Annotated in this window: 21 protein-coding genes; 9 read left to right on the plus strand and 12 right to left on the minus strand. The window is 74.9% G+C overall.

Features of this window, described 5'->3' with window-relative positions:
- Nucleotides 1-22 precede the first annotated feature (22 nt).
- The 3 genes from Q6349_RS00180 to Q6349_RS00190 are packed head-to-tail and all read right to left on the minus strand — an operon-like array spanning nucleotide 23 to nucleotide 3,052.
- A complete protein-coding gene (locus Q6349_RS00180; protein ID WP_304602380.1) occupies nucleotides 23-889 on the minus strand; it encodes an ABC transporter permease in 867 nt (288 codons plus the stop codon).
- The gene (locus tag Q6349_RS00185; protein WP_304602381.1) at nucleotides 876-1,835 is read right to left on the minus strand and encodes an ABC transporter ATP-binding protein; all 960 of its coding nucleotides are present in this window, start codon (nucleotides 1,833-1,835) and stop codon (nucleotides 876-878) included. The genes Q6349_RS00180 and Q6349_RS00185 overlap by 14 nt, the downstream gene beginning before the upstream one ends.
- Nucleotides 1,832-3,052: a hypothetical protein gene (locus tag Q6349_RS00190; protein ID WP_304602382.1), complete on the minus strand. Its 1,221-nt coding sequence runs from the start codon at nucleotides 3,050-3,052 to the stop codon at nucleotides 1,832-1,834. Before Q6349_RS00190 ends, Q6349_RS00185 begins: the two co-directional genes overlap by 4 nt.
- A 90-nt stretch (nucleotides 3,053-3,142) precedes the next feature.
- On the opposite strand from Q6349_RS00190, the gene Q6349_RS00195 reads away from it, so the two are divergent.
- Together Q6349_RS00195 and Q6349_RS00200 are read left to right on the plus strand one after the other, a co-directional pair.
- The gene (locus Q6349_RS00195; protein ID WP_304602383.1) at nucleotides 3,143-3,799 is read left to right on the plus strand and encodes a response regulator transcription factor; all 657 of its coding nucleotides are present in this window, start codon (nucleotides 3,143-3,145) and stop codon (nucleotides 3,797-3,799) included.
- A complete protein-coding gene (locus Q6349_RS00200; RefSeq protein WP_304602384.1) occupies nucleotides 3,796-5,115 on the plus strand; it encodes a HAMP domain-containing sensor histidine kinase in 1,320 nt (439 codons plus the stop codon). The genes Q6349_RS00195 and Q6349_RS00200 overlap by 4 nt, the downstream gene beginning before the upstream one ends.
- Nucleotides 5,116-5,135: 20 nt before the next feature.
- On the opposite strand, the gene Q6349_RS00205 is transcribed toward Q6349_RS00200, so the two are convergent.
- The 7 genes from Q6349_RS00205 to Q6349_RS00235 form a co-directional block, all read right to left on the minus strand.
- Nucleotides 5,136-6,233, minus strand: a complete 1,098-nt coding sequence (locus Q6349_RS00205) for a uroporphyrinogen-III synthase (protein WP_304603065.1) — start codon at nucleotides 6,231-6,233, stop codon at nucleotides 5,136-5,138.
- A 31-nt stretch (nucleotides 6,234-6,264) separates the two neighbouring features.
- A complete protein-coding gene (cobA, locus tag Q6349_RS00210) occupies nucleotides 6,265-7,059 on the minus strand; it encodes a uroporphyrinogen-III C-methyltransferase (RefSeq protein ID WP_304602385.1) in 795 nt (264 codons plus the stop codon).
- Nucleotide 7,060: 1 nt separating this feature from the next.
- Nucleotides 7,061-7,447, minus strand: a complete 387-nt coding sequence (gene nirD / locus Q6349_RS00215) for a nitrite reductase small subunit NirD (protein WP_304603066.1) — start codon at nucleotides 7,445-7,447, stop codon at nucleotides 7,061-7,063.
- Between the two features lie 47 nt (nucleotides 7,448-7,494).
- On the minus strand, nucleotides 7,495-10,185 hold the full coding sequence (gene nirB / locus Q6349_RS00220; RefSeq protein ID WP_304602386.1) for a nitrite reductase large subunit NirB: 2,691 nt from the start codon (nucleotides 10,183-10,185) through the stop codon (nucleotides 7,495-7,497).
- A gap of 163 nt (nucleotides 10,186-10,348) precedes the next feature.
- Nucleotides 10,349-12,007: an FAD-dependent oxidoreductase gene (locus Q6349_RS00225; RefSeq protein ID WP_304602387.1), complete on the minus strand. Its 1,659-nt coding sequence runs from the start codon at nucleotides 12,005-12,007 to the stop codon at nucleotides 10,349-10,351.
- A complete protein-coding gene (locus Q6349_RS00230) occupies nucleotides 12,004-14,235 on the minus strand; it encodes a molybdopterin oxidoreductase family protein (protein ID WP_304602388.1) in 2,232 nt (743 codons plus the stop codon). The genes Q6349_RS00225 and Q6349_RS00230 overlap by 4 nt, the downstream gene beginning before the upstream one ends.
- Nucleotides 14,232-15,617: an MFS transporter gene (locus Q6349_RS00235; RefSeq protein ID WP_304602389.1), complete on the minus strand. Its 1,386-nt coding sequence runs from the start codon at nucleotides 15,615-15,617 to the stop codon at nucleotides 14,232-14,234. Before Q6349_RS00235 ends, Q6349_RS00230 begins: the two co-directional genes overlap by 4 nt.
- Nucleotides 15,618-15,988: 371 nt before the next feature.
- On the opposite strand from Q6349_RS00235, the gene Q6349_RS00240 reads away from it, so the two are divergent.
- Genes Q6349_RS00240 through Q6349_RS00260 form a run of 5 tightly spaced genes read left to right on the plus strand, consistent with a single transcriptional unit; the run spans nucleotide 15,989 to nucleotide 19,561 of the window.
- Entirely contained in the window at nucleotides 15,989-17,350 is a 1,362-nt protein-coding gene (locus tag Q6349_RS00240) for a molybdopterin molybdotransferase MoeA (RefSeq protein WP_304602390.1), read from the plus strand.
- Complete coding sequence (locus Q6349_RS00245) at nucleotides 17,347-17,958, plus strand: molybdenum cofactor guanylyltransferase (protein WP_304602391.1); 612 nt, start codon at nucleotides 17,347-17,349, stop codon at nucleotides 17,956-17,958. The genes Q6349_RS00240 and Q6349_RS00245 overlap by 4 nt, the downstream gene beginning before the upstream one ends.
- The gene (locus Q6349_RS00250) at nucleotides 17,955-18,227 is read left to right on the plus strand and encodes a DUF6457 domain-containing protein (protein ID WP_304602392.1); all 273 of its coding nucleotides are present in this window, start codon (nucleotides 17,955-17,957) and stop codon (nucleotides 18,225-18,227) included. The genes Q6349_RS00245 and Q6349_RS00250 overlap by 4 nt, the downstream gene beginning before the upstream one ends.
- A gap of 4 nt (nucleotides 18,228-18,231) precedes the next feature.
- On the plus strand, nucleotides 18,232-19,314 hold the full coding sequence (gene moaA, locus Q6349_RS00255; RefSeq protein ID WP_304602393.1) for a GTP 3',8-cyclase MoaA: 1,083 nt from the start codon (nucleotides 18,232-18,234) through the stop codon (nucleotides 19,312-19,314).
- Between the two features lie 4 nt (nucleotides 19,315-19,318).
- On the plus strand, nucleotides 19,319-19,561 hold the full coding sequence (locus Q6349_RS00260; RefSeq protein WP_304602394.1) for a MoaD/ThiS family protein: 243 nt from the start codon (nucleotides 19,319-19,321) through the stop codon (nucleotides 19,559-19,561).
- A 109-nt stretch (nucleotides 19,562-19,670) separates the two neighbouring features.
- On the opposite strand, the gene Q6349_RS00265 is transcribed toward Q6349_RS00260, so the two are convergent.
- Together Q6349_RS00265 and Q6349_RS00270 are read right to left on the minus strand one after the other, a co-directional pair.
- On the minus strand, nucleotides 19,671-20,660 hold the full coding sequence (locus Q6349_RS00265; protein WP_304602395.1) for an electron transfer flavoprotein subunit alpha/FixB family protein: 990 nt from the start codon (nucleotides 20,658-20,660) through the stop codon (nucleotides 19,671-19,673).
- A gap of 14 nt (nucleotides 20,661-20,674) precedes the next feature.
- The gene (locus Q6349_RS00270) at nucleotides 20,675-21,478 is read right to left on the minus strand and encodes an electron transfer flavoprotein subunit beta/FixA family protein (protein WP_304602396.1); all 804 of its coding nucleotides are present in this window, start codon (nucleotides 21,476-21,478) and stop codon (nucleotides 20,675-20,677) included.
- Nucleotides 21,479-21,631: 153 nt separating this feature from the next.
- Here Q6349_RS00270 and glgX point away from each other — a divergent pair, with 153 nt between their 5' ends.
- Both glgX and Q6349_RS00280 read left to right on the plus strand, forming a co-directional pair.
- Nucleotides 21,632-23,872, plus strand: a complete 2,241-nt coding sequence (gene glgX / locus Q6349_RS00275) for a glycogen debranching protein GlgX (RefSeq protein ID WP_304602397.1) — start codon at nucleotides 21,632-21,634, stop codon at nucleotides 23,870-23,872.
- Between the two features lie 46 nt (nucleotides 23,873-23,918).
- Nucleotides 23,919-25,601 (plus strand): FAD-binding dehydrogenase, encoded by a 1,683-nt coding sequence (locus Q6349_RS00280; RefSeq protein WP_304602398.1) that lies wholly within the window; start codon nucleotides 23,919-23,921, stop codon nucleotides 25,599-25,601.
- Nucleotides 25,602-25,698 lie beyond the last annotated feature (97 nt).

A 25,698-nucleotide genomic window follows, 5' to 3' on the forward strand; every position in this document is an offset into this window, starting at 1 on the left:
CATCTGGTGAGCAATACCAGCGTCAGGACGACACGTCCGCCGTCGTGAACCGGCTCCAGGCGAGCGCCCCGAAGATCGCGACCCACGCCCCCTGCACGGCCAGCCCCGCCAGCAGCGTCGAGGCGTCCACCTCGAGGCGCAGGAACTCCCCGAAGTCGAGCCAGTGGTGCGTGAGCAGCCCCGGGTGGATCGCGGAGAGCTGGGGCAGGGCGTCGAGCACCCCGCTGACGATCGCCACGACCACCGTCGAGGCCATCGCGGCCACCGGGACCTCGGTGAGCGTCGACAGGAACAGGCCCACGGCGACCAGACCGGTCAGCGACGCGATGACGTAGCCGACCACGCCCAGGGTGCGCAGCATCCCCTCGGCCAGCGGGATCGTGTCCCCCGAGAGCAGCACGACGTCGCCCACCCCGAAGTAGGCGGCGCCCGCCGCCAGGCCGACGACCGCGATCGCCACGACCGCCGCGCCCGCGAACGCCAGGGCGGCGACCGCCTTGGCCAGCAGCAGCCGGGTGCGTGGGACGGGCACCACCAGCAGGTACCGCAGGGTGCCGGTCGAGGCCTCGCCCGCGATCGCGTCGCCGGAGACGATCGCCACGCACAGCGGCAGCAGGAACGGCAGGCAGCTCACCAGCGCCGCGAAGACGAGGAACACCCCGTTGCCGGTCACGCGGTCCAGGAACGGCGGACCCTGGCCGGCTACCGGCGTGCTCTGCGTGACGAACAGGACGGTCCCGATGAGCAGCGGGACGGCCGCCAGGCCCGCCAGGAGCACCAGGTTGCGCACCCGGCCGAACACGAGGCGCAGCTCGCTGCGCAGCAGGCGGGCGGTCGCGCGGGCCGGTGCCGCCGGGGCCACGGGAGCGGGCGCGTCAACGATCGACATCGAAACCCTCCCCCGTCAGCCGGACGAACACGTCCTCCAGGGTGGGCCGGCGGACCTCCAGGCCGAGCAGGTCGATGCCGTCGCCGACCACCGCCTGGGCGACCTTCTCCACGGCGGTCCCGCCCAGCGGCGCGGCGACCACCTCGCCGTCGACGCGCACGTCCTCCAGCCCGAGCCCGGTCAGGACGCGGACGACATGACCGCGCTGGTCCGGGCGGGTCATCACCCGGACCTCGGTGGTCCCCGTCTCGGCGATCTCGGCGCGCGTCCCCTGCGCGAGCAGCTCGCCGCGGCTCATGATCCCGACGTGCGAGCACACCTGCTCGATCTCGCTGAGCAGGTGGGAGGAGACGAGCACGGTGGCCCCGCCGTCGGCGAGCTCGCGCACCAGCGCCCGCACCTCGCGCGTGCCCTGCGGGTCCAGGCCGTTCGTGGGCTCGTCGAGCAGCAGCAGGTCCCGTGGCCGCAGCAGCGCCGCCGCGAGCCCGAGCCGCTGCTTCATCCCCAGCGAGTACTGGCGGTACCTCTTGGCCGCGGCCGCCATCAGCCCGACCCGCTCGAGCGCGGCGTCGATCCGGCCCGGGCGGGACCGCTGCGGCGCGGTGGCGTCCACGGCGTCCAGCCGCTCGAGGTTCGCCCGCGCCGAGAGGTACGGGTGGAACGCCGGACCCTCGACGAGGGCGCCGACGCGCGGCAGCACCGCCGGCCCCCCGCCGGGCATCGCCGAACCCAGCAGCTCCACCGACCCGGCCGTGGGTGACACGAGCCCGAGCAGCATGCGGATCGTCGTCGTCTTGCCCGACCCGTTGGGGCCGAGGAACCCGTAGACGGCACCCCGCGGGACGACCAGGTCGATGTGGTCGACGGCGACCTGCCCCGAGCGGAACCGCTTCGTCAGGCCACGGGTGCGCACCGCGGGTTCCGCGGCGGGCCCGCCTGCCGTCATCCGGCGAGCTCCTCGAGCGTCGCCGGCGGCACCGCCCCGGCCAGGACCCGGCCGTCGTCGGTCACCAGCACGGACAGCAGCGCCGAGGTCAGCAGCCGCCCGCCGTCGACGGGCGTGGTGAGCTGGTCGTAGAGGGCCTGCGTGTCGAGCTCCGGGATGCCCGGCAGCTCGCCCTCCTCGGCGTCCGTGAACTCCTCGAGCAGGTCGTCGGCACCGCTGGACCCGGTGCTGCCCCCGGGCAGCCGGCCCTCGGCCGTCGCGCCGAGGATCTCCTCGACGTCCACGTCGGAGACCTCGACCACGGTCTCCCAGCCGGTGCCCGAGACCGCGAACCCGGCGTCCTCGCCCAGCGCCTCGCTGCCGGGCTTCTCCATCGTGCCCGGCTCGGGCAGCGGGACCTCGACCTCGCGCACCTCCGCACCGGCCGGCGGCGAGAAGTCGAACACGCTGGGGTCGGGGGCGTCGAACGACACGTCGGTGAAGCCCACCTCGAGCGCCGGGTCCTCGGTGTCCTGGACGCTCCACACCTGGGTGCGCAGCACCACGGAGGTCTCGGCGTCGACGGCGACACGGATCCGGTCGACCAGGGTGCCGTCGGTCTGCGGGCGCAGCTCCACCTGGTAGGCGGAACGCCCGGCGACCTCGACGGGGTCGGTCGTGGTGATGTCGGTGTAGATCCGTGCCTGGGCCAGGGCCAGGTCGGCCGCCTCGGACGGCGTCGGGACGTCGCCCTCCACGCTCGGCTCGGCCGCCTCGTCCGCGAGCGCCTCGTACCGCTCGAGGTCCGCGGGGTCGACGACGTAGTGGACCGCCTCGTCGTCGGCACTGGAGTACGTCCACGCCTCCGGCCCGGAGCGGACCACCGAGTACTCCGAGACGTCGCCGAGCAGCGCGGCCCGCGAGGAGTCCTCGCCGTCGGACCAGACCCGCATCGTGGTGCTGCCCCCGAGCAGGTCGAGCGGGCCGGCACCCTGCAGCTCGGAGACGGTGACGTCCGGCAGCCCGAGGCGGGCCGTGTAGACCACGGTGCCGGAGACCGGGACCTTCTCGGCGGCGGCGACGCGGTCCACCAGCTCGTCGGCGGTGACCGCGGGCAGTTCGTCGCTCGCCACGGCACCGACCGTGGCGGGGACGAGGAAGGCGGCGGCGACGGCGCCGGCGGCGACCGCCGGGACCGCCCACCGCACCCGGGGCGAGAGGCTGCGCGTGGTGTCCATGGGACCACTGTGGCCGAGGGTGCCTGAGACCAGGCTGAGAACGACCGGCCTGGGCACGCGGACGGTTCCCGTCGGTGCCATGCTGCGGTGGTGCGCATCCTGGTGGTGGAGGACGAGGCGGTGCTCGCGCGGGCCCTGCGTCGTGGCCTGCAGGCGGAGGGGTTCGCCGTCGACGTCGCGACCGACGGCGACACCGGGCTGCAGCTCGCCCTCGAGGACGACCACGACGCGGTCGTCCTGGACCTCATGCTCCCCGGACGGTCCGGCCTGGAGATCCTGCGGGAGATGCGGCGCGCGGAGATCTGGACGCCGGTGCTCGTGCTCAGCGCGAAGGACTCCGACGACGACGTGACCCGCGGCCTGGACGTCGGCGCCGACGACTACCTGGCGAAACCTTTCGCGTTCAGCGTGCTGCTCGCCCGCCTGCGCGCGCTGCTGCGCCGCGGGGCACCGCCACGCCCGGCCGTGCTGCAGGTCGGGAACCTGACCCTCGACCCGGCCACCCGGGAGGTGCGACAGGGCGACGTGCCCGTCGAGCTCACGACGCGGGAGACGGCGCTGCTCGAGCACCTCATGCGCCGGCCCGGCGAGGTGCTGACGAAGGTCGAGCTGCGCGACCACGTGTGGGACACCGCGGGTGACGACCTCAACGTCGTCGAGGTCTACGTCGGCTACCTGCGCCGCAAGCTCGGCCGGGCGGCGGTCGAGACCGTGCGCGGCGCCGGGTACCGGGTCGTGGGACGGTGAGTCGCCGGGCCGGGGCCTCGGGCTCGTCGCTGCGCCTGCGGCTCACGCTGGTCGCCGCCGGGCTGACCGGCGCCGCCCTGGCCCTCGGTGCGCTGGCGCTGACGACCGTGGTGTCCCAGAGCCGCATCGCCGCGACCGACGCCGTGCTCGCCGGCACGGCCGACCAGGTCGCCGAGCTCGTCGCCGAGGACCGGCTGCCCCGGGTGCTGGCCGCCGACGAGCCCGGCGAGATCGTGCAGCTCGTCGACGCGTCCGGCCGCGTCGTCGCGTCGTCGCCGAACGCGAGCCGGACGCTCCCCCTGCTGGCCCCCTCCGTCCTGGACACGACGTCCGACGGGGCGCAGACCCGCCAGGACTCGGCCTACGGGTCGGGTCCGGTGCGCGTGCTCGTGGACACGCTGCCCACGGGCGAACGGGTCGTCGCCACGCTCCCGCTGGCCACGGTCGAGGGAGTGCTCGGGGCGCTGCGCCTCTCCCTGGGCCTCGTCGTCCCGCTGCTGACCCTGGCGCTGGGCCTGGTCACGTGGGTGCTGCTCGGGCGGGCGCTGCGACCGGTGGAGGAGCTGCGCGCCGCCGCGGACCGCGTCAGCGGTGTCGGTGGTCCGGGCACGCTGCCGGTGCCGCAGGCCCAGGAGCTCGCCGCGCTGGCCCGGACACTCAACGCGATGCTCGACCGGCTGGAGACGTCGGCGCAGCGGCAGATCGACTTCGTGGCCGACGCCGCCCACGAGCTGCGGTCCCCGATCGCCGCGCTGCGTACCAGCATCGAGGTGGCCGGAGAGCACCCCGAGGCGTACGAGCGGGCCGAGCTGATGGCCGACCTCCAGCACGAGGTGGTCCGTCTGCAGAACCTGGCGGACGACCTGCTCGTCCTCGCCCGGGTCGGCGCGTCCCCGCTGGAGGTGCAGGACGTCGACCTGCGCGAGGTCGTCCGTGAGGCCGCCGGGGACGTCGACCTGCGCGGCGAGGGCCGGGCGGTGGTCGACCCCTCGGCGGTCGTGCGGGTGGTGCGCAACCTGGTGGACAACGCCCGGCGGTTCGCCGACGGGCGGGTCCGGGTCGAGGTGCGCGACGGGGTCGTGACGGTCGACGACGACGGTCCCGGCATCCCGGCGGCGGACCGCGAACGCGTCTTCGACCGGTTCACCCGGCTCGGGTCCGGGCGGGGGCGCGACGCGGGCGGGGCGGGCCTGGGACTGGCCATCGCCCGCGAGATCGCCCGCGAGCACGGCGGCGAGGTCACGCTGGACGACGGCCCCCTGGGCGGGTTGCGTGCCACGGTGACCCTGCCGACGAGCGCGGACCAGGACACCTGAGCGGCGCTGGCCGGCGGTGGTCAGCGGTGCGCCAGCTCGAGGCGGTAGCCGCGCTTGACGACCGTCTTGACCAGGTCCTTGCGCCCGGTGGCCTCGCGCAGCCGGGCGATCGCGACCTCCACGGCGTGCCCGTCGCGGGACACGCCCGGCAGGACGTCGAGCACCTGGTCCCGCGTGACGACGTCCCCGCCGGCCGCGGCCAGCAGGCGCAGGACCTCGACCCCCGTCGGTGACAGCGGCAGCACCTGCCCGTCCAGCACGGCGACGCGGGCCCGGATCACCAGCGGGCCGGCGACCGTGCCCAGCGCGACGGAGTCGATGTGCTCGTAGTGCCCGACCAACGTGCGCACCAGCGCCCCGAGCCGGCCGCGCTCGGGCTCCAGCGGCGCCACGCCGCGGGCAGCCAGCGGCCGGGACGTCACCGGGCCGACGGAGGCGGCGATCATCTCGCCGCTCGCGCACCGCGCCACGACCTCGTCGAGGACGCCCGCGTGCTCCACGGCCTCCATCCAGGCCTCGGCCCCCGGGGCGGAGGTGAACACCACGGCGTCGATCTCACCCTCGGCGGCGGCCCGGACCGACGCCGTCACGGCCTCCGGGTCGGGCGCCGGGCCCCAGCGGTACACGACCAGCGGGGACACCCGCGCACCGGCCGTGGCGAACACCTCGTCCAGCCCGTCGGCCCCGGCACCGTGGTGCTGGATCGCGATGTGCAGCCCCTGCACGCCCTCGCTGAGCAGCACCTCGGCGACCTCGGCCGACGTCTCGGACTCCGCCACCCAGTCGGTGGCCAGCCCGGCGGCCTGGACGGCGCCGCGCGCCTTGGGGCCCCGGGCGACGATGCGGGCCTCGCCGAGGACGCGCAGCAGGTCGTCGGCGAGCCCGTGGGCGTCCGCCGCCTCGATCCAGGCCCGGAAACCCACCCCGGTGGTGGCCACGACGACGTCCGGCGGGTCGTCCACGAGGGTCCCCGTCGCGGCGATCAGGGCGTCGTCGTCCACGTGCGGGACCATGCTCAGCGCGGGCGCGTGCCGGATGGTCGCGCCCCGGCGCTCCAGGGCGGCGGCGAGCTCACCGGAGCGCCGGTCGGCCGTGACGAGCACGGTGCAGCCGGCCATGACCTGTCCGAGGGCAGGTCGCGCCGCGGTCTCAGCCACGCGTGCTCCCCACGACGGGGTCCCCGGGCTCGGCACTCGTCGCCCCTTCCAGCAGTCCCGGTGCCGCGACGGCACCGATCACGATCACGGCGGGCGCCCGGACCCCGACCTCGTCGGCCCGCTTGGCCGCCAGGTCGAGGACCGTCCGGGTGACCCGCTGGTCGGGTGTCGAGCCCCGCTCGACCACCGCCACGGGCGTCTCCGGACCCGCCCCGGCGTCGAGCAACCTGGTCACGATCGCCGGCAGGGAGGACACTCCCATGAGGATGACCAGCGTAGCCGTCCCGTCCGTGACGCAAGACACCGCGGTGTCGTCCAGCTGCTGCTCCCCGACGCGGGTGTGCGCCGTGACCACGTGGAACGCCGTCGTCGTCCCCCGGTGGGTCAGCGGGATCCCGGCCAGCGCCGGGACCGCGAGCGCCGCGGACACCCCGGGCACGACCTCGACGGCGACCCCGGCCCGTCGGCAGGCCGCGTACTCCTCTCCCCCGCGGCCGAAGACGAACGGGTCGCCGCCCTTGAGCCGCACCACCCGCCGCCCCCGGAGCGCCCGGTCGACCAGCAGCGCGTCGATCTCGGGCTGCGGGACCTTGTGCTTCCCGGGGGCCTTGCCGACGTCGATCACCTCGACGTCGTCCCCCAGGTCCTCGAGGACCTCGAGCGGCACGAGGCGGTCGTGCAGGACGACGTCGGCCCGCGCGATCGCCCGCCAGGCCCGGTAGGTCAGCAGGTCGGCGGCGCCGGGGCCGGCGCCGACGAGGGAGACGTGCCCGGGCTGCGCGGCCATCTCAGGTCACCCGCACGTGCACGACGCCGTCGCGCACCTCGGCGGGAAAGGACTCCAGGTGCACGCCGAGACCGGCCTGCGGGCTCTTGCCGCCGGATTCGAGGCACTCGCCCGTGCGCAGCGCGAAGACCTGCTTGTAGACCGGTGAGGCCACGGTGGGCTCGCCGCCGCGGGTGCCCACGATGCCGCGGGACATGACGTTCGCGCCGGAGTACGGGTCGAGCTGCTGGACGGCGTGCACGGCGTCGTCGAGCAGCCGGAACACGGCGACCTGCACGGGCGAGCCGTCGGCGCGCTCCAGCAGAGCGGCCGCGCCTCGCTCGGGCACCAGGTCGGTGAGCCCGCACACGGCCGTCCAGGTCGGCGCGGCGGTGTCGGTCGCGGTCATGGTGGCCTCCGGGTCGGTCGGTCGGTCGGTGGACAGCTCGGTCGGGTTCATGCGCGGACCTCCAACGTGGGACCGGTCACCAGGACCGGGCCGGAGAGCTCGGGGTCGACGGGGCCGGCGGGGCCGGCGGCGATCTCCTCGGGGGTGGCCGGGCGCTTCTGGCCGCGCTCGGCGACGTAGGCCAGGTCCGGGTCCGGGGTGGTCGGCGCGTTGACGAACGAGCCGAACCGGGCCAGCTTGTCCGGGTCCTCCAGGACGGCCCTCCACTCGTCCTCGTAGGCGCCGACGTGGGCGGCCATCGCCGCGTCGAGGTCGGCGGCGATGCCGAGGGAGTCCTCCAGGACGACCTCGCGGATCGCCTCCAGGCCACCCTCGTACTCCTCGACCCACGGCGCGGTGCGCTGCAGGCGGTCGGCGGTGCGGACGTAGAGCATGAGGAACCGGTCGATGGTGCGCAGCAGCGTCGCGGAGTCCAGGTCCTCGGCCAGGAGCTGGGCGTGCTTGGGCGTCTGGCCGCCGTTGCCCGCCACGTAGAGGTTCCAGCCCTTGTCGGTGGCGATGACGCCGACGTCCTTGCCGCGGGCCTCGGCGCACTCGCGGGCGCAGCCCGAGACACCGAGCTTGAGCTTGTGCGGGCTGCGCAGGCCGCGGTACCGCAGCTCGAGCTCGACGGCCATGCCGACCGAGTCCTGCACGCCGTAGCGGCACCAGGTCGACCCGACGCAGGACTTCACCGTGCGCAGCGACTTGCCGTAGGCGTGACCGGACTCGAACCCGGCCTCGACCAGCACCTTCCAGATCTCCGGGAGCTGCTCGACGCGGGCGCCGAACATGTCGATGCGCTGCCCGCCGGTGATCTTCGTGTAGAGCCCGAAGTCCTTCGCGACCTGCCCGATGACGATGAGGCCCTCGGGGGTGATCTCGCCGCCCGGCACCCGCGGGACGACGGAGTAGGTGCCGTCCTTCTGCATGTTGGCGAGCATGTGGTCGTTGGTGTCCTGCAGGGCGGACTGCTCGCCGGCCAGGATGTGCCCGTTGCCCTGGCTGGCCAGGATCGAGGCGACGACGGGCTTGCAGATGTCGCAGCCGCGCCCCGGGCTGCTCGCGCCCTGGGGGACGGTGCCGAAGCGCTCGATGATGTCGCTGAAGGAGTGCAGGTCGGCCACCCGGACGGCGTCGAAGAGCTGGGCGCGCGTCATCGCGAAGTGCTCGCACAGCGCGGTCGAGACCTCGATGCCGGCGCGCTCCATCTCGGTCTCGGTGATCTTCTTGACCAGCGGCAGGCAGGCGCCGCAGGTGGTGCCGGCCTGGGTGCAGCTCTTGACGTCCCCGACGGAGGAGCAGTCGTGCTCGGTCACCGCCCGGCGGATCGTGCCGGCCGAGACGTTGTTGCACGAGCAGACGTTGGCGTCGTCGGGCAGCTCGATGTCCGGTGCGGCGCCCGCGCCCTCGGGCAGCAGGAACGCCGCCGGGTCCCCCGGGAGCTCGGCACCGAGCATCGGGCGCAGCGAGGCGTACGGCGTGGCGTCACCGACGAACACGCCGCCGAGCAGGGTCGTGGCGTCGTCCGAGAGCACGAGCTTCTTGTAGACGCCGGCGGTCGGGTCGGCCCAGACCACCTCGACGCAGTCCTCGGTGCGACCGTGGGCGTCACCGAAGGAGGCGACGTCGACGCCGGAGAGCTTGAGCTTGGTGGCGGTGTCCGCGCCGGGGAACTCGGCCTCGCCGCCCAGCAGCCGATCGACCACGACCTCCGCCATGGTGTTGCCCGGAGCCACGAGCCCGAGGCAGCGTCCCTCGATGCAGGCGACCTCGCCGATCGCCCAGACGTGCGGGTCCTCGGTGCGGCAGGTCAGGTCGACGACGGCGCCGCCGCGCTCGCCGACCGGCAGGCCTGCGGCGCGGGCCAGCTCGTCACGGGGGCGCACGCCGGTGGCCACGACGACGACGTCGACGTCGAGGCGGCCGCCGTCGCCGAAGTCCAGCCGTCCGACGTGCCCGGTGCGGCGGTGCGGCGCCATCTTCTTCGTGGCGGTCTCCGGACGGACCGCGATGCCCTTGTCGTTGATGAGGCGCTGGAGCGCCTGGCCGCCGCCGAGGTCGCACTGCACGCCCATGAGGTGGGTGCCGAACTCGATGACGGTGGCCTGCGCGCCGAGCGCCTTGAGCGCGCCGGCGGCCTCGAGCCCGAGCAGGCCGCCGCCGATGACCGCGCCGCGCACCGGCTTCTCGACGACGCCGCCGCGGGTCTCGACCCGACCTGCCTCGCGCTTGGCCTCGACCCAGCCGCGCAGGGCGGCCACGTCGTCGATCGTGCGGTAGACGAAGACGCCGGGCAGGTCGTTGCCGGGGATCGGCGGCATCGCCGCGTTCGACCCGGTCGCCAGCACCAGCTCGTCATAGGGATGCACCCGCCCGAGCCGGTCGGTGACGGTCCGGTGCTCGCGGTCGATCGACTCGACGAGGCAGTCGCGGTGCAGCTCGACGAGCGGGTCGTCCCACAGCGCCGGGTCGCCCAGGGTGAGCTCCTCGGGGTCACGGACCTCGAAGTAGCGGGTCAGGCCGACCCGGTCGTACGGCTTGCGCGGCTCGTCGGCGAAGACGCTGACGCGCCACGCGCCGTCGGTGTCGCGCGAGCGCAGCGCCTCGACGAAACGCTGCGCGACGGGGCCGCCGCCGACGACGACCACGTGCCGGCGCCCGTCGGTCTGCTGGGAGGTGGTGGGCTCGCTGCTCATGTCGTCGACGGTAGGCAGCCACCGTGACCGCGCCGTCAGGGAGGGGTTACCTGATGCGAACATCTTGCTCACGCCGGCGGGCGGCACGGTGAGAGAAGCGGACGGACGTCCGGGGCGCCCGACGGCGAGGGGTCCGTCGGGCGCCCCGGAGCTCGGGGGCGGCTCAGACCGTGGCGAGTCCGGCCGGTGCGGGGTCCGCGTCGGGTTCGACGTCGGCGCCGCGGGTGGCGGCCAGCCAGTCGGCGAGCCCGCACACGGCCTCGGTGCAGCTGCCGCACCCCGTGGTCGCCCGGGTGGCGGCCGCGATGTCGTCCGTGCTGCGGGCCCCGTCGTCCCAGCAGGCGGTGATGTCGTGCTTGCTCACCCCGTTGCACCGGCACACGATCGCGTCGTCGGGCATGTGCTCGGGCGACGTGGCCGGCTCCGCGCTCGGCATCACGGGGGTGAGCAGGAGGAACGCCGGGTCCACCGGGACCGGCGTGCGCCGCGTGTAGGCGGCGGTGAGGTCGGCCGCCACCCGGGCGTGGCCCACGCAGGTGGCCCCGACGAGCAGTCCGCCGGCGACCACGGCCTCGACGAACCGGCCGCCGGCCGGGTCCGCCAGCCGCACGGCCCGCTCCCCCGGACGCGGCTGTCGATCCGTGCCCGCCGCCCCCATGGACACCACGCTCAACGGACCGGCTTTGACCTTGACGACGTCGGTGCCGCGGGTGTCGATGCCGTCTTCCGTCGGGGCGCGGGTCGCGAGCAGCGTGCCGAGACGCACCGCCATCGAGGGCCGCTCCCCCTCGTGCGGGAAGCGCAGGTGCTCGCGGGGCCGGTCCGCCGCCCGCCGGGAAGCGTCCTCGCGGGCCGTGACCAGGGAGGACAGGTGGTCGGCGAGGCGACGTGCGTGGTCCCAGCCCTCGGCGACCAGACCGCGCGAGCCCTGCGGCGGCTGGGCGCAGTCGCCGATCGCGAAGACCCTCCGGTCGGCCGGGCTCGCCAGGTCGTGCCCGACGACGATCCCGCGGTCCGTCGGCAGACCCGCGTCCGCGGCGATCCCGGTCTCCGGGACCGTGCCGGTGGTCAGCACCACGAGCCCGGCGGCGAGCACCTCGCCGTCGCCGTCGGCGCCCGTGTCGATCCGCACCCCGACGGCCCGGCCGCCGGCCACGAGCACCTCGCTGGGCCGCACCCCGGACCGGACCGTCACACCGTGGGCCTCCAGCCCCGCGGCCAGCACCGCGCCGGCGTCCGTGTCGAGCTGGCGGTGCATCGGCGCCTCCCCGGTGTCCACCAGGGTCACCGCCAGCCCGCGAGCGGCCAGCCCGTAGGCGGACTCCACCCCGAGCACGCCCCCGCCGACCACGACGGCGCGCGTGCTGTGGAGGCTGCCCGCCACGATGTCGCGGGCGTCGTCGAGAGTGCGCAGCGCGTGCACACCGCCGGGCAGGTACGGGTCGCCGTCGGCCGAGCGCAGACCCGGCAGCGGCAGGACGCGGGCCCGGGAGCCGGTGGCCAGCACCAGGTGGTCGTAGGGATGCACCGCACCGGCGTCGTCGGTGACCGTGCGCCGGATCCGGTCGATCGACACCGCCGTGACCTCCCGCAGGGTGGTCACGTGCTCGCCGCCGACCTGCGGCATCGAGATCGCGGCCACGTCGGTGCGCCCCGCCACGACGTCGCTGAGCAGCACCCGGTTGTACGGCTCGTACGGCTCCGCGCCGAGCACCGTGATGTCGAAGGCGCCCGTGCTGCGGCGCACCAGCTCGTCGACCAGCCGGGAGCCGACCATGCCGTTCCCGACGACGACGATCTTCGTCGGTACGTGGAGCGTCATACCGGCACCTCCTGGGTGTCGTGGTCGTCCTGCGCGGACGCGGTAGCGGGCCCGGCAGGGGTCACCGCCACCGCGCACACCTTGAACTCGGGCATGGAGCTGATCGGGTCGACGGCGTCGCTGGTGATCCGGTTGACGCCGCCGAGGCCGCCCCAGTGGAACGGCATGAACACGACCTCCGGACGCACCGCGTCGGTCCAGCGGGCGACCGCCTCGACCACGCCGCGGGCCGAGGTCAGCCGGACCCGGTCGCCGTCGGCCACCCCGACGCGCAGGCCGAGCTGCGGGTGCAGCTCGACGTACGGCTCGGGGACCAGCCGGTCCAGGTCGGGCACCCGGCGCGTCTGGGCGCCGGACTGGTAGTGCTGCAGGACGCGGCCCGTGACCAGGTAGGTCGGGGCGTCGCCGCGCACGTCGTCGGCCGGGCCGCCGTGGTCGACCGGGACCATGCGTGCCCGCCCGTCCGGAGTACCGAAGGAGTCCAGGAACATCCGCGGGGTGCCCGGGTGCTCGGCCCCGTCCGCCGGGGCCGGGCAGGGCCAGTACAGCCCCGCGCCGCCGCTGTTCTCGTGGGCATCCAGCCGGGCGTGCGACAGCCCGGAGTAGTCCGCCGGTCCCCCGGCTGAGGCGCGCGCGAGCTCGTCGAAGACCTCGGCCGGGTCCGTGCCGAAGTGCACGTCCGAGCCGAGGCGCCGCGCCAGCTCGGCCAGCAGCCACAGCTCCGAACGCGCCTCGCCCGGCGCGTCCACGGCCTGCCGCCGCCGGATGACGCGCCCCTCCAGGGACGTCATCGTGCCCTCCTCCTCGGCCCACTGCGTCACCGGGAGGACGACGTCGGCGATCCGGGCGGTCTCGGAGGGGACGAAGTCGCACACCACCAGCAGGTCCAGGGCCTCCAGGCGCTCGCGGACGCGGTCGGCGTTCGGCGCCGAGACGAGCACGTTCGAGCCGTGCACGAACAGCGCCTGCGGCCCGCCGGGGGTGGCCAGCGAGCTGAGCAGCGCCACGGCGGGCTTGCCCGGCCCGGGGATCGTCGCGGGGTCCACGCCCCACACGGAGGCGACGTGCTCACGCGCGACCGGGTCGTCGATCTTGCGGTATCCGGGCAGCTGGTCCGACTTCTGCCCGTGCTCACGCCCGCCCTGGCCGTTGCCCTGCCCCGTCAGGCAGCCGTAGCCGGAGCCCTCGCGGCCGATCAGGCCGAGCGCGAGCGACAGGTTGATCGCCGCGGTCACCGTCGCGGTGCCCTGGGTGGACTGCTCCACCCCGCGGCCGGTGAGGACGTAGGCACCGCGCCCACCGCGTGCCGGGGAGGCGGCCGCGAGCCGCCGCGCCAGTCCACGCAGCTCCTCGGCGGGGACGCCGCAGACGGTCTCGGCACGCTCCGGCCACCAGGCGGCCACGGACCGCACGACGTCGTCGTATCCGATGGTCCGCTCGGCGAGGTAAGCGCTGTCGACGAGCTGCTCGGCGACGACGACGTGCAGCAGGGCCAGCAGCACCACCAGGTCGGTACCGGGGACCGGCTGGACGTGCGCTCCCTGGCCGTCCTCGGCGAGCCGGGCGGTGGCCGACCGGCGCGGGTCGACGACGACGAGACCGCCGGCCCCGCGGGCACCGGCCAGGTGCTGGACGAACGGGGGCATCGTCTCGGCCGGGTTGGAGCCGAGCAGCAGGATCGCCTCGGCACCGCCCAGGTCGGTGAGGGGGAACGGCAGGCCCCGGTCCACGCCGAACGCCCGGTTGCCGGCGGCCGCCGCGGACGACATGCAGAACCGCCCGTTGTAGTCGATGTTCGGCGTGCGCAGCACCGTGCGCGCGAACTTGCCGAGCGCGTACGCCTTCTCGTTGGTGAGCCCGCCGCCCCCGAAGATCGCCACGCCCTCGGGGCCGTGCTCGGCCTGGATCGCGCGGACCCGGGCGGTGACGAGCTCGAGCGCCTCGTCCCAGGTGGACGGGGCGAGCTCCCCGTCGGCGCCCCGGACCAGCGGGGTCGTGATGCGGTCCGCGACGTCCAGCACCGTGGCGCTGGTCCAGCCCTTCTGGCACAGCCGTCCCGCGTTGGTGGGGAAGTCGCGCGGGTTCACGGCCACGGGCAGGGGCGCACGCCCGCCGGGGGCCGGCGTCGACGACGCCGTTCCCTCGACGGGCGTGAGCTCCATGCCGCACTGCAGGGCGCAGTAGGGGCAGTGCGTCGCCGCGGACGCTGTCGGAGCGGCGCTGCTCATACCCGAGCAGCCCCCATCGTGCTGCCGCGGCGGCCGTAGACGGTCCAGGTGACCAGCGCCATCACCACGTAGACCCCGATGATCGCCCACAGGGCCGGGACGAGGGAGCCGGTCGCCGTCGTCGACATCGCGAAGCCGCGGGGGATGAGGAACCCGCCGAAGGCGCCGACCGCGCCGGCGATGCCGATGCAGCCCGCTGCGGCCTTCGCCGTCCCGGCCCCGCCGCCCGCGACGTCGGCGATCCGGAACGTGGCCGGGATCATCCGGTAGACCGAGCCGTTGCCGACGCCGGTGGCGACGAACAGCAGCATGAACGAGCCGAAGAAGAGCCCGAAGGAGCCGGAGCCGAGCGCCTGGATGGCACCGAAGGCGCCGACCATCATCACCACGAAGCTGGCCACCGTGATGACCGCACCGCCGGTGCGGTCGGCGATCCAGCCGCCGAGCGGGCGGGTGACGGACCCGACGAGGGCACCCATGAAGGCCAGCGAGAGCGTGACCTCGGGGAACTCCCGGGCCAGCAGGGTGGGGAAGGCACCGGCGAAGCCGACGAAGCTGCCGAAGGTGCCGATGTAGATGAAGGAGATCAGCCAGGTGTGCTTCTCCCGCGCCGCGACGCCGAAGGAGCGGGGGTCGGCCTTGGCGGTGGACAGGTTGTCCATGAACCGCCACGCGAGCAGCACCGCCAGCAGGATGAACGGGATGAAGACCCAGCCGGCCCTCGGCAGGGAGACGCCGGCCGCGGTGACGATCACCAGCGGGACGACGAACTGCACGGCCGCGGTGCCGATGTTGCCGCCGGCCGCGTTCCAGCCGAGCGCCGCACCCTTCTCCTTCTCGGGGAAGAAGAACGAGATGTTCGCCATCGACGAGGCGAAGTTGCCGCCGCCGAAGCCCGCGAGCGCCGCGACGGCCAGCAGGAGCCCGAAGGACGTCTCGGGTCGCTGCACCACCCACACCAGGGACAGGGTCGGGATCAGCAGCAGCGCCGCGGAGATCATGGTCCAGTTGCGTCCGCCGAAGACGGGGACGGCCAGGGTGTACGGGATGCGGAGCGTCGCGCCGACGAGCGCCGGCAGACCGACGAGCCAGAACATCTGGTCGGCGGTGAGGGCGAAGCCTGCCGCGGGAAGCTGCGGGACCACGATCGACCAGATCGCCCAGACGCAGAACCCGAGGAACTCCGCGAAGACCGAGATCCACAGGTTGCGCCGCGCGATGGCGCGTCCTCCGTCGCGCCAGAAGACGGGGTCCTCGGGGTCCCAGTGGTCGATCCACCGCCCGGAGCGGTGGACCGGGCGGGCCGGGGCCTCGCCGGTGTCGATCCCCGGGCCGGCGGTCGCCGGCTCGGACTCGGTGGTGCCACTCGTCGGTGCAACCATCGACGTTCTCCCATCCGTGGTCGTACCCGGCGGCGCCGGGCGTGAGGGTCACGGTCCCCGGCGGGTGCCGGGGTCCGGACCGGCTCGACGTCGGGCCGGTGGGACGACCGTAGGAAGCGGGTGTTTCACGTCACGGTCTCGGGCCGTGAACTTCCCATGAGCCAAAACTCTCAGGGGTTCCCGGGGTGCTGTGAGAAGTCCGCCCACCATGCGGACAGCGGTGCCGCGGTCCCGCGCCGACCGGATCGGCGCTCCCGCAGGTGGCGGGCGTCGGGATGGCCGCCGGAGCACCGAGCGTCTCACAGCGGCCCCGATCGTGCTGTGAGATCGGTGCTGCACCCGCGACACACGGCGTCCCTACAGTGACGGACATGACCACCGGACGCCCGCGCACGATCGCCGAGCACACCCGCGCGGCGCTCGCGCGCGTGCAGCCGCTGCCGGTGACTCCCGTGCGCCTGGACGACCCGACGGTCGTGGGCCTCGTCCTCGCCGACGACGTCGCGGCGGCGGCCCCGGTCCCGGCGTTCGACCACGCGGCCATGGACGGGTACGCCGTCCGGCTCGACGACCTGCCGGCCGACGGGTCGGCCGTCACCCTGCCGGTGCTCGCCGACCGCCGGCCCGGCCGACCCTCCCCCACTCCCACCCCCACCGACGTTGTGGGCATGAAATCTGCAACTCCGGACCCACCCGGAGTTGCAGATTTCCCGCCCACAACGGCCGACGGCGGAGCGGTCCGGATCATGACCGGAGCACCCGTGCCCGACGGGTTCGACGCCGTCGTGCCGGTCGAGCGGACCTCCACCGGGCACTTCGTGGCCGGGGGGCCGACGACGGAGCGCACCGTGACCCTCTCCCGACAGGCCCGCGACCACGTACGTCGCGCGGGCACGGACCTGCGCCGGGGCGACCCGATCGCCCGCGCCGGGGACGTCGTCGGCCCGGGTCTGGTCGCCACCGCGGCCGCCGCCGGGCTCGTCGAGCTACCGGTGCGCCGCCGTCCCCGGGTCGCCGTGCTGTCCACGGGCTCCGAGCTCGCCCCGCTCGGGACCACCGAGACCGGCACGATCGCCGACTCCAACTCCCTCATGCTCGCCGCGCTCGTGCGCGCCGCCGGCGCCGACGTCGTACGCATCGGCGCGGTCCCCGACGACGCGGACGCCCTGCGCGCCGCCCTGGACCACGTTGTGGGCATGAAAAACGCGGGTCCGGACCGGCCCGAGGCTGCAGATTTCATGCCCACAACGGGAGTGGTGGACCTGATCGTCACGTCCGGCGGGGTGTCGGCAGGGGCCAGCGACGTCGTGCGCGAGCTCCTCGACTCCCCTGATGTCGCGGACGTCGACGTCGCCACCGTCGCCGTGCGCCCCGGCAAACCGCAGGCCCTGGCCACCTGGCGCGGCACACCGTGGATCGCCGTGCCCGGCAACCCGGTCAGCGCCTTCGTCTCGACCGTGCTCTACGCGCTGCCCGCGGTCCGGCGCCTGGCCGGGCTCGACGTCCCGCCCGCGGCCACCGCCCGCGCCGCCGTCGGGTGGCCCAGCCCGTCCGGCACGGAGCAGGTGGTCCCCGTCGTGACCGGACCCGACGGCGTCGCCCCGGCCGGGCCGGACGTGCACCGGCTGTCCGCCCTGACCGCCGCGGACGCGCTGGTGGTCGTCCCCGCCGACGTCGAGCACGTCGCCCCGGGCGACCGGCTCCCCCTGGTCCCGATCCCGGGGGCGCGATGAGGTACGACGCCGTGGTGCTCGCCGGCGGCCGCGCCTCCCGGCTGGGCGGTGCCGCCAAGCCCGGGGTCGTGGTGCGGGGACGACCCCTGTTCGACCACGTCCTGGCGGCGACCACGGCCGCCGAGCGCACCGCCGTCGTCGGGCCGGAATCCCTGCGCCACGCCACCGACCGCACGGGCGTCGTCCTGACCCGGGAGGACCCGCCCTTCGGCGGTCCGGTGGCGGGTCTGGCGGCGGGTCTCGCCGCGCTGGACCGGCCGGACGCCCCTGCCTGGCTCCTCGTGCTCGCCGTCGACGTCCCCGGCGCGCCGGACGCCGTCGGTCCGCTCGTCGCGGCGGCCTCCGCCGCCGCCGATGTCGACGGCGTGCACCTGCACCGTGGCGGTCGGGCGCAGTGGCTGACCGGGCTGTACCGGCGTGCGGCCCTGACCCGCACCCTGGCGGGGACGGACCCGCACGGCGCTCCCGTCCGCCGGCTGGTCGCCGACCTCCGGCTGCTCGCGCTGCCCGACGAGACAGGGGTGAGCGACGACGTGGATACCTGGGACGATGTACGCAGGCTCTCCGGGCGCCCGGCGGGGAGCGGCAGCGAGGAGGAGACGCCATGACCGACGAGATCCCCGCCGTGCTCGCGGGCTGGGTGACCGCCGTCGAGCAGGAGCTCGGTCTGCCCGCGGACAGCATCGACGTCGGCGAGGTGCTCGACCTCGCCCGCGACGCCGCCCACCACGTGGCGCGGCCCGCCGCGCCGGTGACGACCTATCTCGTCGGGTACGCCCGGGGGCTCGCCGCCGCGGCCGGCCGGGCCACCCCCGACGACGACACCGCCGAACGCGCCGCCCGCCTGGCCCTGGGCTGGCGGCCCGAGGGGACGTGAGGCCATGACGCTCGTCGACCTGGGCATCCCCCGCCTGCCGACGTCCCGGCGGGACACCTCCCTGCCCGGCGACCGGCCGAGGACCCCGCAGCTCGTGGACTCCTTCGGCCGGGTCGCCACGGACCTGCGGGTCTCGCTCACCGACCGGTGCAACCTGCGCTGCACCTACTGCATGCCCGCCGAGGGGCTGCCGGCCCTGGCGCGGGAGAAGGTGATGACGCGCGCGGAGATCGCCCGGCTGGTCGGCATCGCCGTGCGCGACCTCGGGGTCCGGCAGGTGCGGTTCACCGGCGGCGAGCCGCTGCTGCGCCGAGACCTCACCGAGATCGTGGCCGACGTCGCGGCGCTCGACCCCCGTCCGGAGATCAGCCTGACCACGAACGCCGTCGGCCTCGACTCCCGCGCCGAGGCGCTGCGCGACGCCGGGCTGGACCGCGTCAACGTCTCCCTGGACACGCTCGACCCCGACACCTTCGCCCGCCTGGCCCGGCGCCCGTTCCTGGAGCGCACCCTGGCCGGGATCGAGGCGGCGGCGCGGGTGTTCGACCTGGTCAAGATCAACGCCGTGCTCGTGCGGGGGGTCAACCTCGACCACGCCGCCGACCTGCTGTCCTGGTGCCTGGAGCGCGGTTTCGAGCTGCGGTTCATCGAGCAGATGCCGTTGGACGCCGACCACGCGTGGGACCGCACCGCGATGGTGACCGCGGCCGAGGTGCGCGAGCTGCTCAGGGAGCGGTTCACCCTGGCACCGGACGCCGAGCCCCGCGACGGAGCCCCGGCGGAACGGTTCGTCGTGCGGTCCCGCGACACCGGCGAGCGGCTCGGCCGCGTCGGCATCATCGCCTCGGTGACCGAGCCGTTCTGCGGCGACTGCCGCCGCACCCGGCTCACCGCCGAGGGCGGGATCCGCGACTGCCTGTTCGCGCACACCGAGACCGACCTGCTCGGGCCGCTGCGCGAGGGCGCACCGGACGACGTCGTCGCGGACCTGTGGCGCACGGCCATGTGGGGCAAGCGGGCCGGTCACGGCATGGACGACGCGTCGTTCGTCCAGCCGGAGCGGACCATGAGCGCGATCGGAGGCTGAGGACGTGCTGGAGCTGCGCTACTTCGCGGCGGCCCGGGCCGCGCTGGGACTCTCGGGCGAGTCCCTCACGATGCCCGACGGGGCCACCGTCGGCGACGTCGTCGGGCGCCTCGGCACCCGCACGCCCGGGGCCACGCCGGTGCTGGCCCGCTGCTCGGTGCTGGTCGACGGCCGCCGGGCGGCACCGGACGACGTCGTGCCCGACGGCGCGACGGTCGACCTGCTGCCGCCCTTCGCCGGCGGCTGAGCCCGGGGCGCCGGGCGCTCCGCGCCCGGACAGCGCTGTGGGCATGAATTCTGCGGTCGCGGATCGCTCCGCGGCCGCAGAATTCATGCCCACAGCGGGAGAGACGGGGCTACCGGGCGGCCTTGTGCTCCCGGATGACCTCGGCGGCCTGGGTCAGCACGTCGGACAGCTCCCCGACGACGGCGAAGTCGCAGATCTCGAAGATCGGCGCCTCGGGGTCGTTGTTCACCGCGACGATGACCTGCGAGGCCTGCATGCCGCCGCGGTGGTGCGGCGCACCGGAGATCCCCGCACCGACGTAGAGGCGCGGGGCGACGGTGACGCCCGTCTGGCCGATGTACCGGTCGTACCAGCCCTCGAACACGGCGTCGCGGGTCGCGCCCACGGCCGCGCCGACGGCGTCGGCGAACTCGTGCACGGGCCCGAAGTCGCCGTCGGTGCCCCGCCCGCCGGCGACGACGATCGCCGCCTCCTCGAGCGTGGGACGGTCCGTGTCCCGCACGGTCTCGGTGCGGGAGGTGACCGTCGGCAGGTTTCCGGCGACGTTGACGACGAACCCCTCGACCTCGGTGGCCACGGCGGTCTCCGCCGGCTGCGGGACGACGGCGTTGGCCCGGACGGTCAGCGCGGCGACGTCGGTCGTGACGCGGCTCGCCGTGTCCCAGGACCCGGCGAAGACCCGCTTGGTGCCGACGATGTGCCCCTGGTCGTCCTCGGAGACACCCGCGGCGTCGATGATGACGCCGGCCCCGAGCTCGCGCCCGGCCAGGGCCACCGCCTCCTTCGCGCCGAACGTCGCCGGCGCGAGCACGACGTCGGCGTCGGTCAGACGCACGGCGGCCGCCAGCACGGCGGCGACGACGGCGGACAGGTGACGGGAGTCGCCCCGCAGGTCGGCGGGCAGCTCGGCCTGGTGGACGGTCTCGACCCCGTACGCCCCGAGCTGGGCGAGCGCCTCGACGCTCGGCGCCTCCAGGGTCACGGCCTCGACGCGGCCCAGGGTGCGGCCGATGGTGAGCAGCTCCAGGACGCTCGAGCGGACCTCGCCGGCCGGGTCGAGCAGGACCAGAACGGTGCGGTTGTGGGTGGGTTCAGCCATGTCGTCGACTCCGTTCAGACCAGCTCGTGGCGGATGAGGTACTCGGCCAGGGCCTTGCCGCCCTCGCCCTTGTCCTGGACGAGCTCGACGGCGGGCTTCTCCGGGCGGGGCGCGGCGTGCGTCGTCTCGGTGCGGGCACCGGCCGTGCCCACCTGGCCGGGGTCCAGGCCCAGGTCGGCCGCGGTCCACGCCTCGATCTCCTTGGAGCGGGCGGCCATGATGAGCTTGAAGTTGGGGAAGCGCGGCCGGTTCGCGGTGTCCGCGACCGACAGCACGGCCGGCAGCGGGGCCAGCAGCGACTCGGCGGCCTCGTCGGTCTCGCGGGTGACCTCCACGGACCCGTCGAGCAGGGCGATCTGCTTGGCGAAGGTGACCGCCGGGCGGTCCAGCTCGGCGGCCAGCAGTGCCGGGACCACGGAACCCAGGCCGTCCAGGGCGGCCATGCCGGTGATGACCAGGTCCACCGGTCCCTCGGTCTCCAGGCGGCGGACCGCGGCGGAGAGCGCCGTGGCGGTGCCGAAGTAGTCCGACCCGGCGAGCGCGTCGTCGGAGACCCGCACGCCGCGGTCGACACCCATCTGGAAGGCCTTGCGCAGCGCCATGTCACCCTCGGGCGGGGCCACGGTCACGGCCACGATCTCGCTGGACGCCTGCTCGGCCTCGTCCAGGGACTCGACGAGGCGCAGCGCCGCCTCGAGCGCGTTCTCGTCGAGCTCGTTGAGCGTCCCCACGCCCGGGTCACGATCGACCCGACAGTCCACGAACTTCCGCTCGGCGTTGATGTCCGGCACGTACTTCACGGGAACGGCGATGCGCACGAGGAACCCTTCCGACGGTCTCGAGGATCAGGGTCGGGGTGGCGGACACCACCCTCGGCCCGAGCCTACTCGTCGCCGCGCGACCCTCCGACACGAGTCCACGTCGGGCGACGTCGACGTGACCATCGGCCTCCCACGGTCCACCATGGGTCCATGGAGGCCGCCAGACCGAAGGTCACACCCCTCACCCGTCCCACCCGGACCCGGAGCCACGTCCCCCCGCTCGGGGTCCGTCCCACACCCGACGGCGGCATCGACGTCGCCGTGCTCGCCTCGCACGCCCACGGCGTCGAGCTGTGCCTGGTCGACGTCGTCGACCCGGACAAGGACCAGCACGACCCCGAGCGGTACACCGAACGTCGCATCACCCTCGACGGGCCGACGTACGGCGTCTGGCACGGCCATGTGGCGAACGTCTCACCCGGCCAGCGGTACGGGTTCCGCGTGCACGGTCCCTGGGACCCGGGCGCCGGGATGCGGCACAACCCCGCCAAGCTGCTGCTGGACCCGTACGCGCGGGGCATCGAGGGCGAGGTCGCCTACGTCCCGGCGACGCTGGGCGGCGGCGCGGGCGACGACGGCGGCCCGGACGAGCAGGACTCCCTGCCGTACGTGCCGCACGCGGTGGTCATGCCCGCCGAGCAGGGACCCCGGTCCTCGCAGCGTCCCCGTGTGCCGTGGGCGGACACCGTCGTGTACGAGGCGCACGTACGGGGCCTGACGCTGCTGCACCCGGAGGTCCCCGAGGAGCTGCGCGGCACCTACGCGGGGCTGGCGCACCCGGCCGTGATCGAGCACCTGACCTCGCTGGGCGTGACGACGTTGGAGCTGCTGCCCATCCACGCCTCGACCGCCGAGCCCTGGCTCGCCGGCCGCGGGCTGACGAACTACTGGGGCTACTCCACGATGGGGTTCTTCGCCCCGCACCCCGCCTACGCCACGGCGGCGGCCCGCGAGGCGGGTCCCGCCGCCGTCCTGGACGAGGTCCGGGGCATGGTGCACCTGCTGCACGAGGCCGGGATCGAGGTGATCCTCGACGTCGTCTACAACCACACCTGCGAGGGCGGCGACGACGCCCTGCACCTGTCCTGGCGCGGCCTGGACAACACGCTCTACTACCTGCACGACGGCGGCACGCCGGCCCGGCTCGCCGACGTCACCGGCACGGGCAACACCCTGGACTTCCGGCGCACCCGGGTGGTGCAGATGGCCCTGGACTCCCTGCGGTACTGGGCGGAGGTCGTCGGGGTGGACGGCTACCGGTTCGACCTCGCCGTCACCCTCGGGCGCGACCACGACGGCTACAACCCGGACCACCCGTTCCTGTCCGCGCTGCGCACCGACCCGGTGCTGTCGGGGCTCAAGCTGGTCGCCGAGCCCTGGGACGTCGGACCGGGCGGCTGGCGGACCGGCCGGTTCCCCGCCCCGATGGCGGAGTGGAACGACCGGTTCCGCAACGCCGCCCGGTCGTTCTGGCTGGAGGCCGCCCGGGCCGGGTCGCACGGCGCCCCCATGCACGGGCTGCGCGAGCTCACCACGCGCCTGGCGGGTTCCGCCGACCTGTTCGGGCACTCCGACCCGCCGCTGATGCGGGGGCCCGTGGCGTCGGTCAACTACGTCACGGCGCACGACGGCTTCACCCTCGCCGACCTCGTGGCGTTCGACCACAAGCACAACGAGGCCAACGGCGAGGACAACCGCGACGGCACCGACGACAACCGGTCCTGGAACCACGGTGTCGAGGGGCACACGCCCGAGGGCGACGACGCCACGACCGAGCCGTGGTCCGCGGTCGTCCCGCTGCGCCGGCGCTCGCAGCGCAACCTGCTGGCCACCCTCCTGCTCGCCGCCGGTACCCCGATGATCACCGCCGGTGACGAGATGGGTCGCTCGCAGGGCGGGAACAACAACGCCTACGCCCAGGACACCGCGATCTCCTGGGTGGACTGGGACCTAAACGCCGCCGACCGGGAGCTGCTGGCCACGGCCCGCTACCTGGTCGGCCTGCGCAGCGAGCACGCGGCGCTGCGCGCGGAGTCGTTCTTCCTCGGCACCCCGCGGCCGGGCGAGGACCACCCGGACCTGTTGTGGTTCGGCACCGACGGCATTCTGATGGACGCCGAGGCCTGGGCGGTGGACGGGCGGCGCCTCATCCAGATGCTGCGTCCCGGCCCCGGCGACGACGAGGCCGACGTGCTGTGCGTCCTGCACGGCGGGCTGGAGGACGTCGTGCTGACGCTCCCGGAGCCGCTCGAGGGCGCCGGACCGTGGCAGCGCGTCTGGAGCTCGACCTGGGACACCCCCGACGGACCGGAGCAGGCCGACGAGGAGGAGACCCCGGGCACGGCGCTGGTGGAGTCGCTGAGCGTGGAGGTGTTCGTGGCGCGCCGCTGACGGCACGACCCTGGGCGAGCCGTCCCGGCTCTGCCAGACTGCGCGCATGACAGACGCCGAGGTGATCGTCATCGGGGCCGGGCTGTCCGGCCTGGTCACCGCCACCGAGCTCACCGCCGCCGGGCGGCGCGTGGTGCTGCTCGACCAGGAGCCGGAGGCCTCCCTGGGCGGGCAGGCCTGGTGGTCCTTCGGGGGGCTGTTCCTCGTGGACTCCCCCGAGCAGCGGCGGCTCGGGGTCCGCGACTCGGCCGAGCTCGCCTGGGCGGACTGGCTGGGTTCGGCCCGCTTCGCCCCGGGCGCCGAGGACGGCGAGGGGCCCGACCGGCACGGGTACGCCTGGGCCAAGCACTTCGTCGAGGCCGCCTCGGGGGACCTGCGCTCCTGGCTGCACGCCAAGGGGGTGCGCTGGTTCCCGCTGGTGCAGTGGGCCGAGCGCGGCGGGTATCCCGCCGGCGGGCACGGCAACACGGTGCCGCGGTTCCACGTCACCTGGGGCACCGGGCCGGCGATCGTCGAACCGTTCGTCGCCGCCGCCCGCGAGGCCCGCTCCGCCGGGCTGCTGGACCTGCGCCTCCGCCGTCGGGTCACGGAGCTGGTCGTCACCGACGGCCGGGTCACCGGGGTGCGTGCGGAGATCCTGGCCGACGACGAGGCGGTCCGTGGGGCGCCGTCGTCGCGCGAGGTGGTGGGCACCGAGGAGCTCTCCGCCGCCGCCGTCGTCGTCGCCTCCGGCGGCATCGGTGCGAACCACGACCTGGCGAGGGCCCGCTGGAACCCGCGGCACGGCGAGCTGCCCGCCCGGATGCTGTCCGGCGTCCCCGACTCCACCGACGGGCTCATGCTCGGTCACGCCGCCGACGCCGGGGCTGCCCTCGTGCACGAGGACCGCATGTGGCACTACCCCGAGGGCATCGCCAACCACTCCCCCGTCTGGACGAACCACGGCATCCGCATCCTGCCGGGACCGTCCTCGCTCTGGCTGGACGCCGACGGCGGACGGCTCCCGGCGCCCCTGTTCCCCGGGTTCGACGCGCTCGGCGCGCTGCAGCACGTGACCGCCCGCGGGGACGACCACTCGTGGTTCGTGCTCAACAAGGCGATCATGGAGTCCGAGTTCGCCCTGTCCGGGTCCGAGCAGAACCCCGACCTCACCGGCAAGGACCTGCGGCTGCTCGCCCAGCGGGTGCTGCCCGGCGCCGTCGGGCCGGTCGCGCGGTTCGCCGCCGAGTCGCCGGAGTTCCTCTGGGCCGACACCCCCGAGGAGCTCGCCGGGCGGATGAACGCGCTGACCGCGGCGACTCCCGGGTCGCGCGGGCACGTCGACCCGGCAGCGTTGGCCGCCGTCGTCCGTGCCCGCGACGCCCAGGTCGCCTCCGGGCTCGGCAAGGACCCCCAGGTCGTGGCCACGCGGGCCGCCCGCGACTTCCGGGTGGACCGGATGATCCGCGTCTCGCCGCCGCGGCCCCTGACCACGCCGAAGGACGGCCCGCTGCTCGCGGTGCGGCTGTCGGTGCTGACCCGCAAGACCCTCGGCGGGCTCTGGTGCGACCCGTCGGGCCGGGTCCTGCGCGACGACGGCTCCGTCGTCGACGGGTTGTGGGCCGTCGGCGAGGCCGCGGGCTTCGGCGGCGGCGGCGTCCACGGGCACCGGGCGCTGGAGGGGACGTTCCTGGGCGGGTGCCTGCACACCGGCCGCGTCACCGGCCGGGCGCTGGCCGCCGACGGCTGAGACTCCCTGACCCCCACCTCCACCGGCCGCGGTCACCGCGCCGCCTCGGGCTCTCGCCGGTTCCCGCCCGCGCACGCGTCGAGCACTGCCGGGCGTT

Origin of the sequence: Isoptericola sp. 178 (genome assembly GCF_030586525.1) — a bacterium.
In the GTDB taxonomy this organism is placed as follows: domain Bacteria; phylum Actinomycetota; class Actinomycetes; order Actinomycetales; family Cellulomonadaceae; genus Isoptericola; species Isoptericola sediminis.

Excerpts from the sequence above, each read along its gene's own strand:
- Q6349_RS00180 (WP_304602380.1), bottom strand. The coding sequence starts at position 889 with ATGTCGATCGTTGACGCGCCCGCTCCCGTGGCCCCGGCGGCACCGGCC.
- Q6349_RS00185 (WP_304602381.1), bottom strand. The coding sequence starts at position 1,835 with ATGACGGCAGGCGGGCCCGCCGCGGAACCCGCGGTGCGCACCCGTGGC.
- Q6349_RS00190 (WP_304602382.1), bottom strand. The coding sequence starts at position 3,052 with ATGGACACCACGCGCAGCCTCTCGCCCCGGGTGCGGTGGGCGGTCCCG.
- Q6349_RS00205 (WP_304603065.1), bottom strand. The coding sequence starts at position 6,233 with ATGGCCGGCTGCACCGTGCTCGTCACGGCCGACCGGCGCTCCGGTGAG.
- cobA (WP_304602385.1), bottom strand. The coding sequence starts at position 7,059 with ATGGCCGCGCAGCCCGGGCACGTCTCCCTCGTCGGCGCCGGCCCCGGC.
- nirD (WP_304603066.1), bottom strand. The coding sequence starts at position 7,447 with ATGACCGCGACCGACACCGCCGCGCCGACCTGGACGGCCGTGTGCGGG.
- nirB (WP_304602386.1), bottom strand. The coding sequence starts at position 10,185 with ATGAGCAGCGAGCCCACCACCTCCCAGCAGACCGACGGGCGCCGGCAC.
- Q6349_RS00225 (WP_304602387.1), bottom strand. The coding sequence starts at position 12,007 with ATGACGCTCCACGTACCGACGAAGATCGTCGTCGTCGGGAACGGCATG.
- Q6349_RS00230 (WP_304602388.1), bottom strand. The coding sequence starts at position 14,235 with ATGAGCAGCGCCGCTCCGACAGCGTCCGCGGCGACGCACTGCCCCTAC.
- Q6349_RS00235 (WP_304602389.1), bottom strand. The coding sequence starts at position 15,617 with ATGGTTGCACCGACGAGTGGCACCACCGAGTCCGAGCCGGCGACCGCC.
- Q6349_RS00240 (WP_304602390.1), top strand. The coding sequence starts at position 15,989 with ATGACCACCGGACGCCCGCGCACGATCGCCGAGCACACCCGCGCGGCG.
- Q6349_RS00245 (WP_304602391.1), top strand. The coding sequence starts at position 17,347 with ATGAGGTACGACGCCGTGGTGCTCGCCGGCGGCCGCGCCTCCCGGCTG.
- Q6349_RS00250 (WP_304602392.1), top strand. The coding sequence starts at position 17,955 with ATGACCGACGAGATCCCCGCCGTGCTCGCGGGCTGGGTGACCGCCGTC.
- moaA (WP_304602393.1), top strand. The coding sequence starts at position 18,232 with ATGACGCTCGTCGACCTGGGCATCCCCCGCCTGCCGACGTCCCGGCGG.
- Q6349_RS00265 (WP_304602395.1), bottom strand. The coding sequence starts at position 20,660 with ATGGCTGAACCCACCCACAACCGCACCGTTCTGGTCCTGCTCGACCCG.
- glgX (WP_304602397.1), top strand. The coding sequence starts at position 21,632 with ATGGAGGCCGCCAGACCGAAGGTCACACCCCTCACCCGTCCCACCCGG.
- Q6349_RS00280 (WP_304602398.1), top strand. The coding sequence starts at position 23,919 with ATGACAGACGCCGAGGTGATCGTCATCGGGGCCGGGCTGTCCGGCCTG.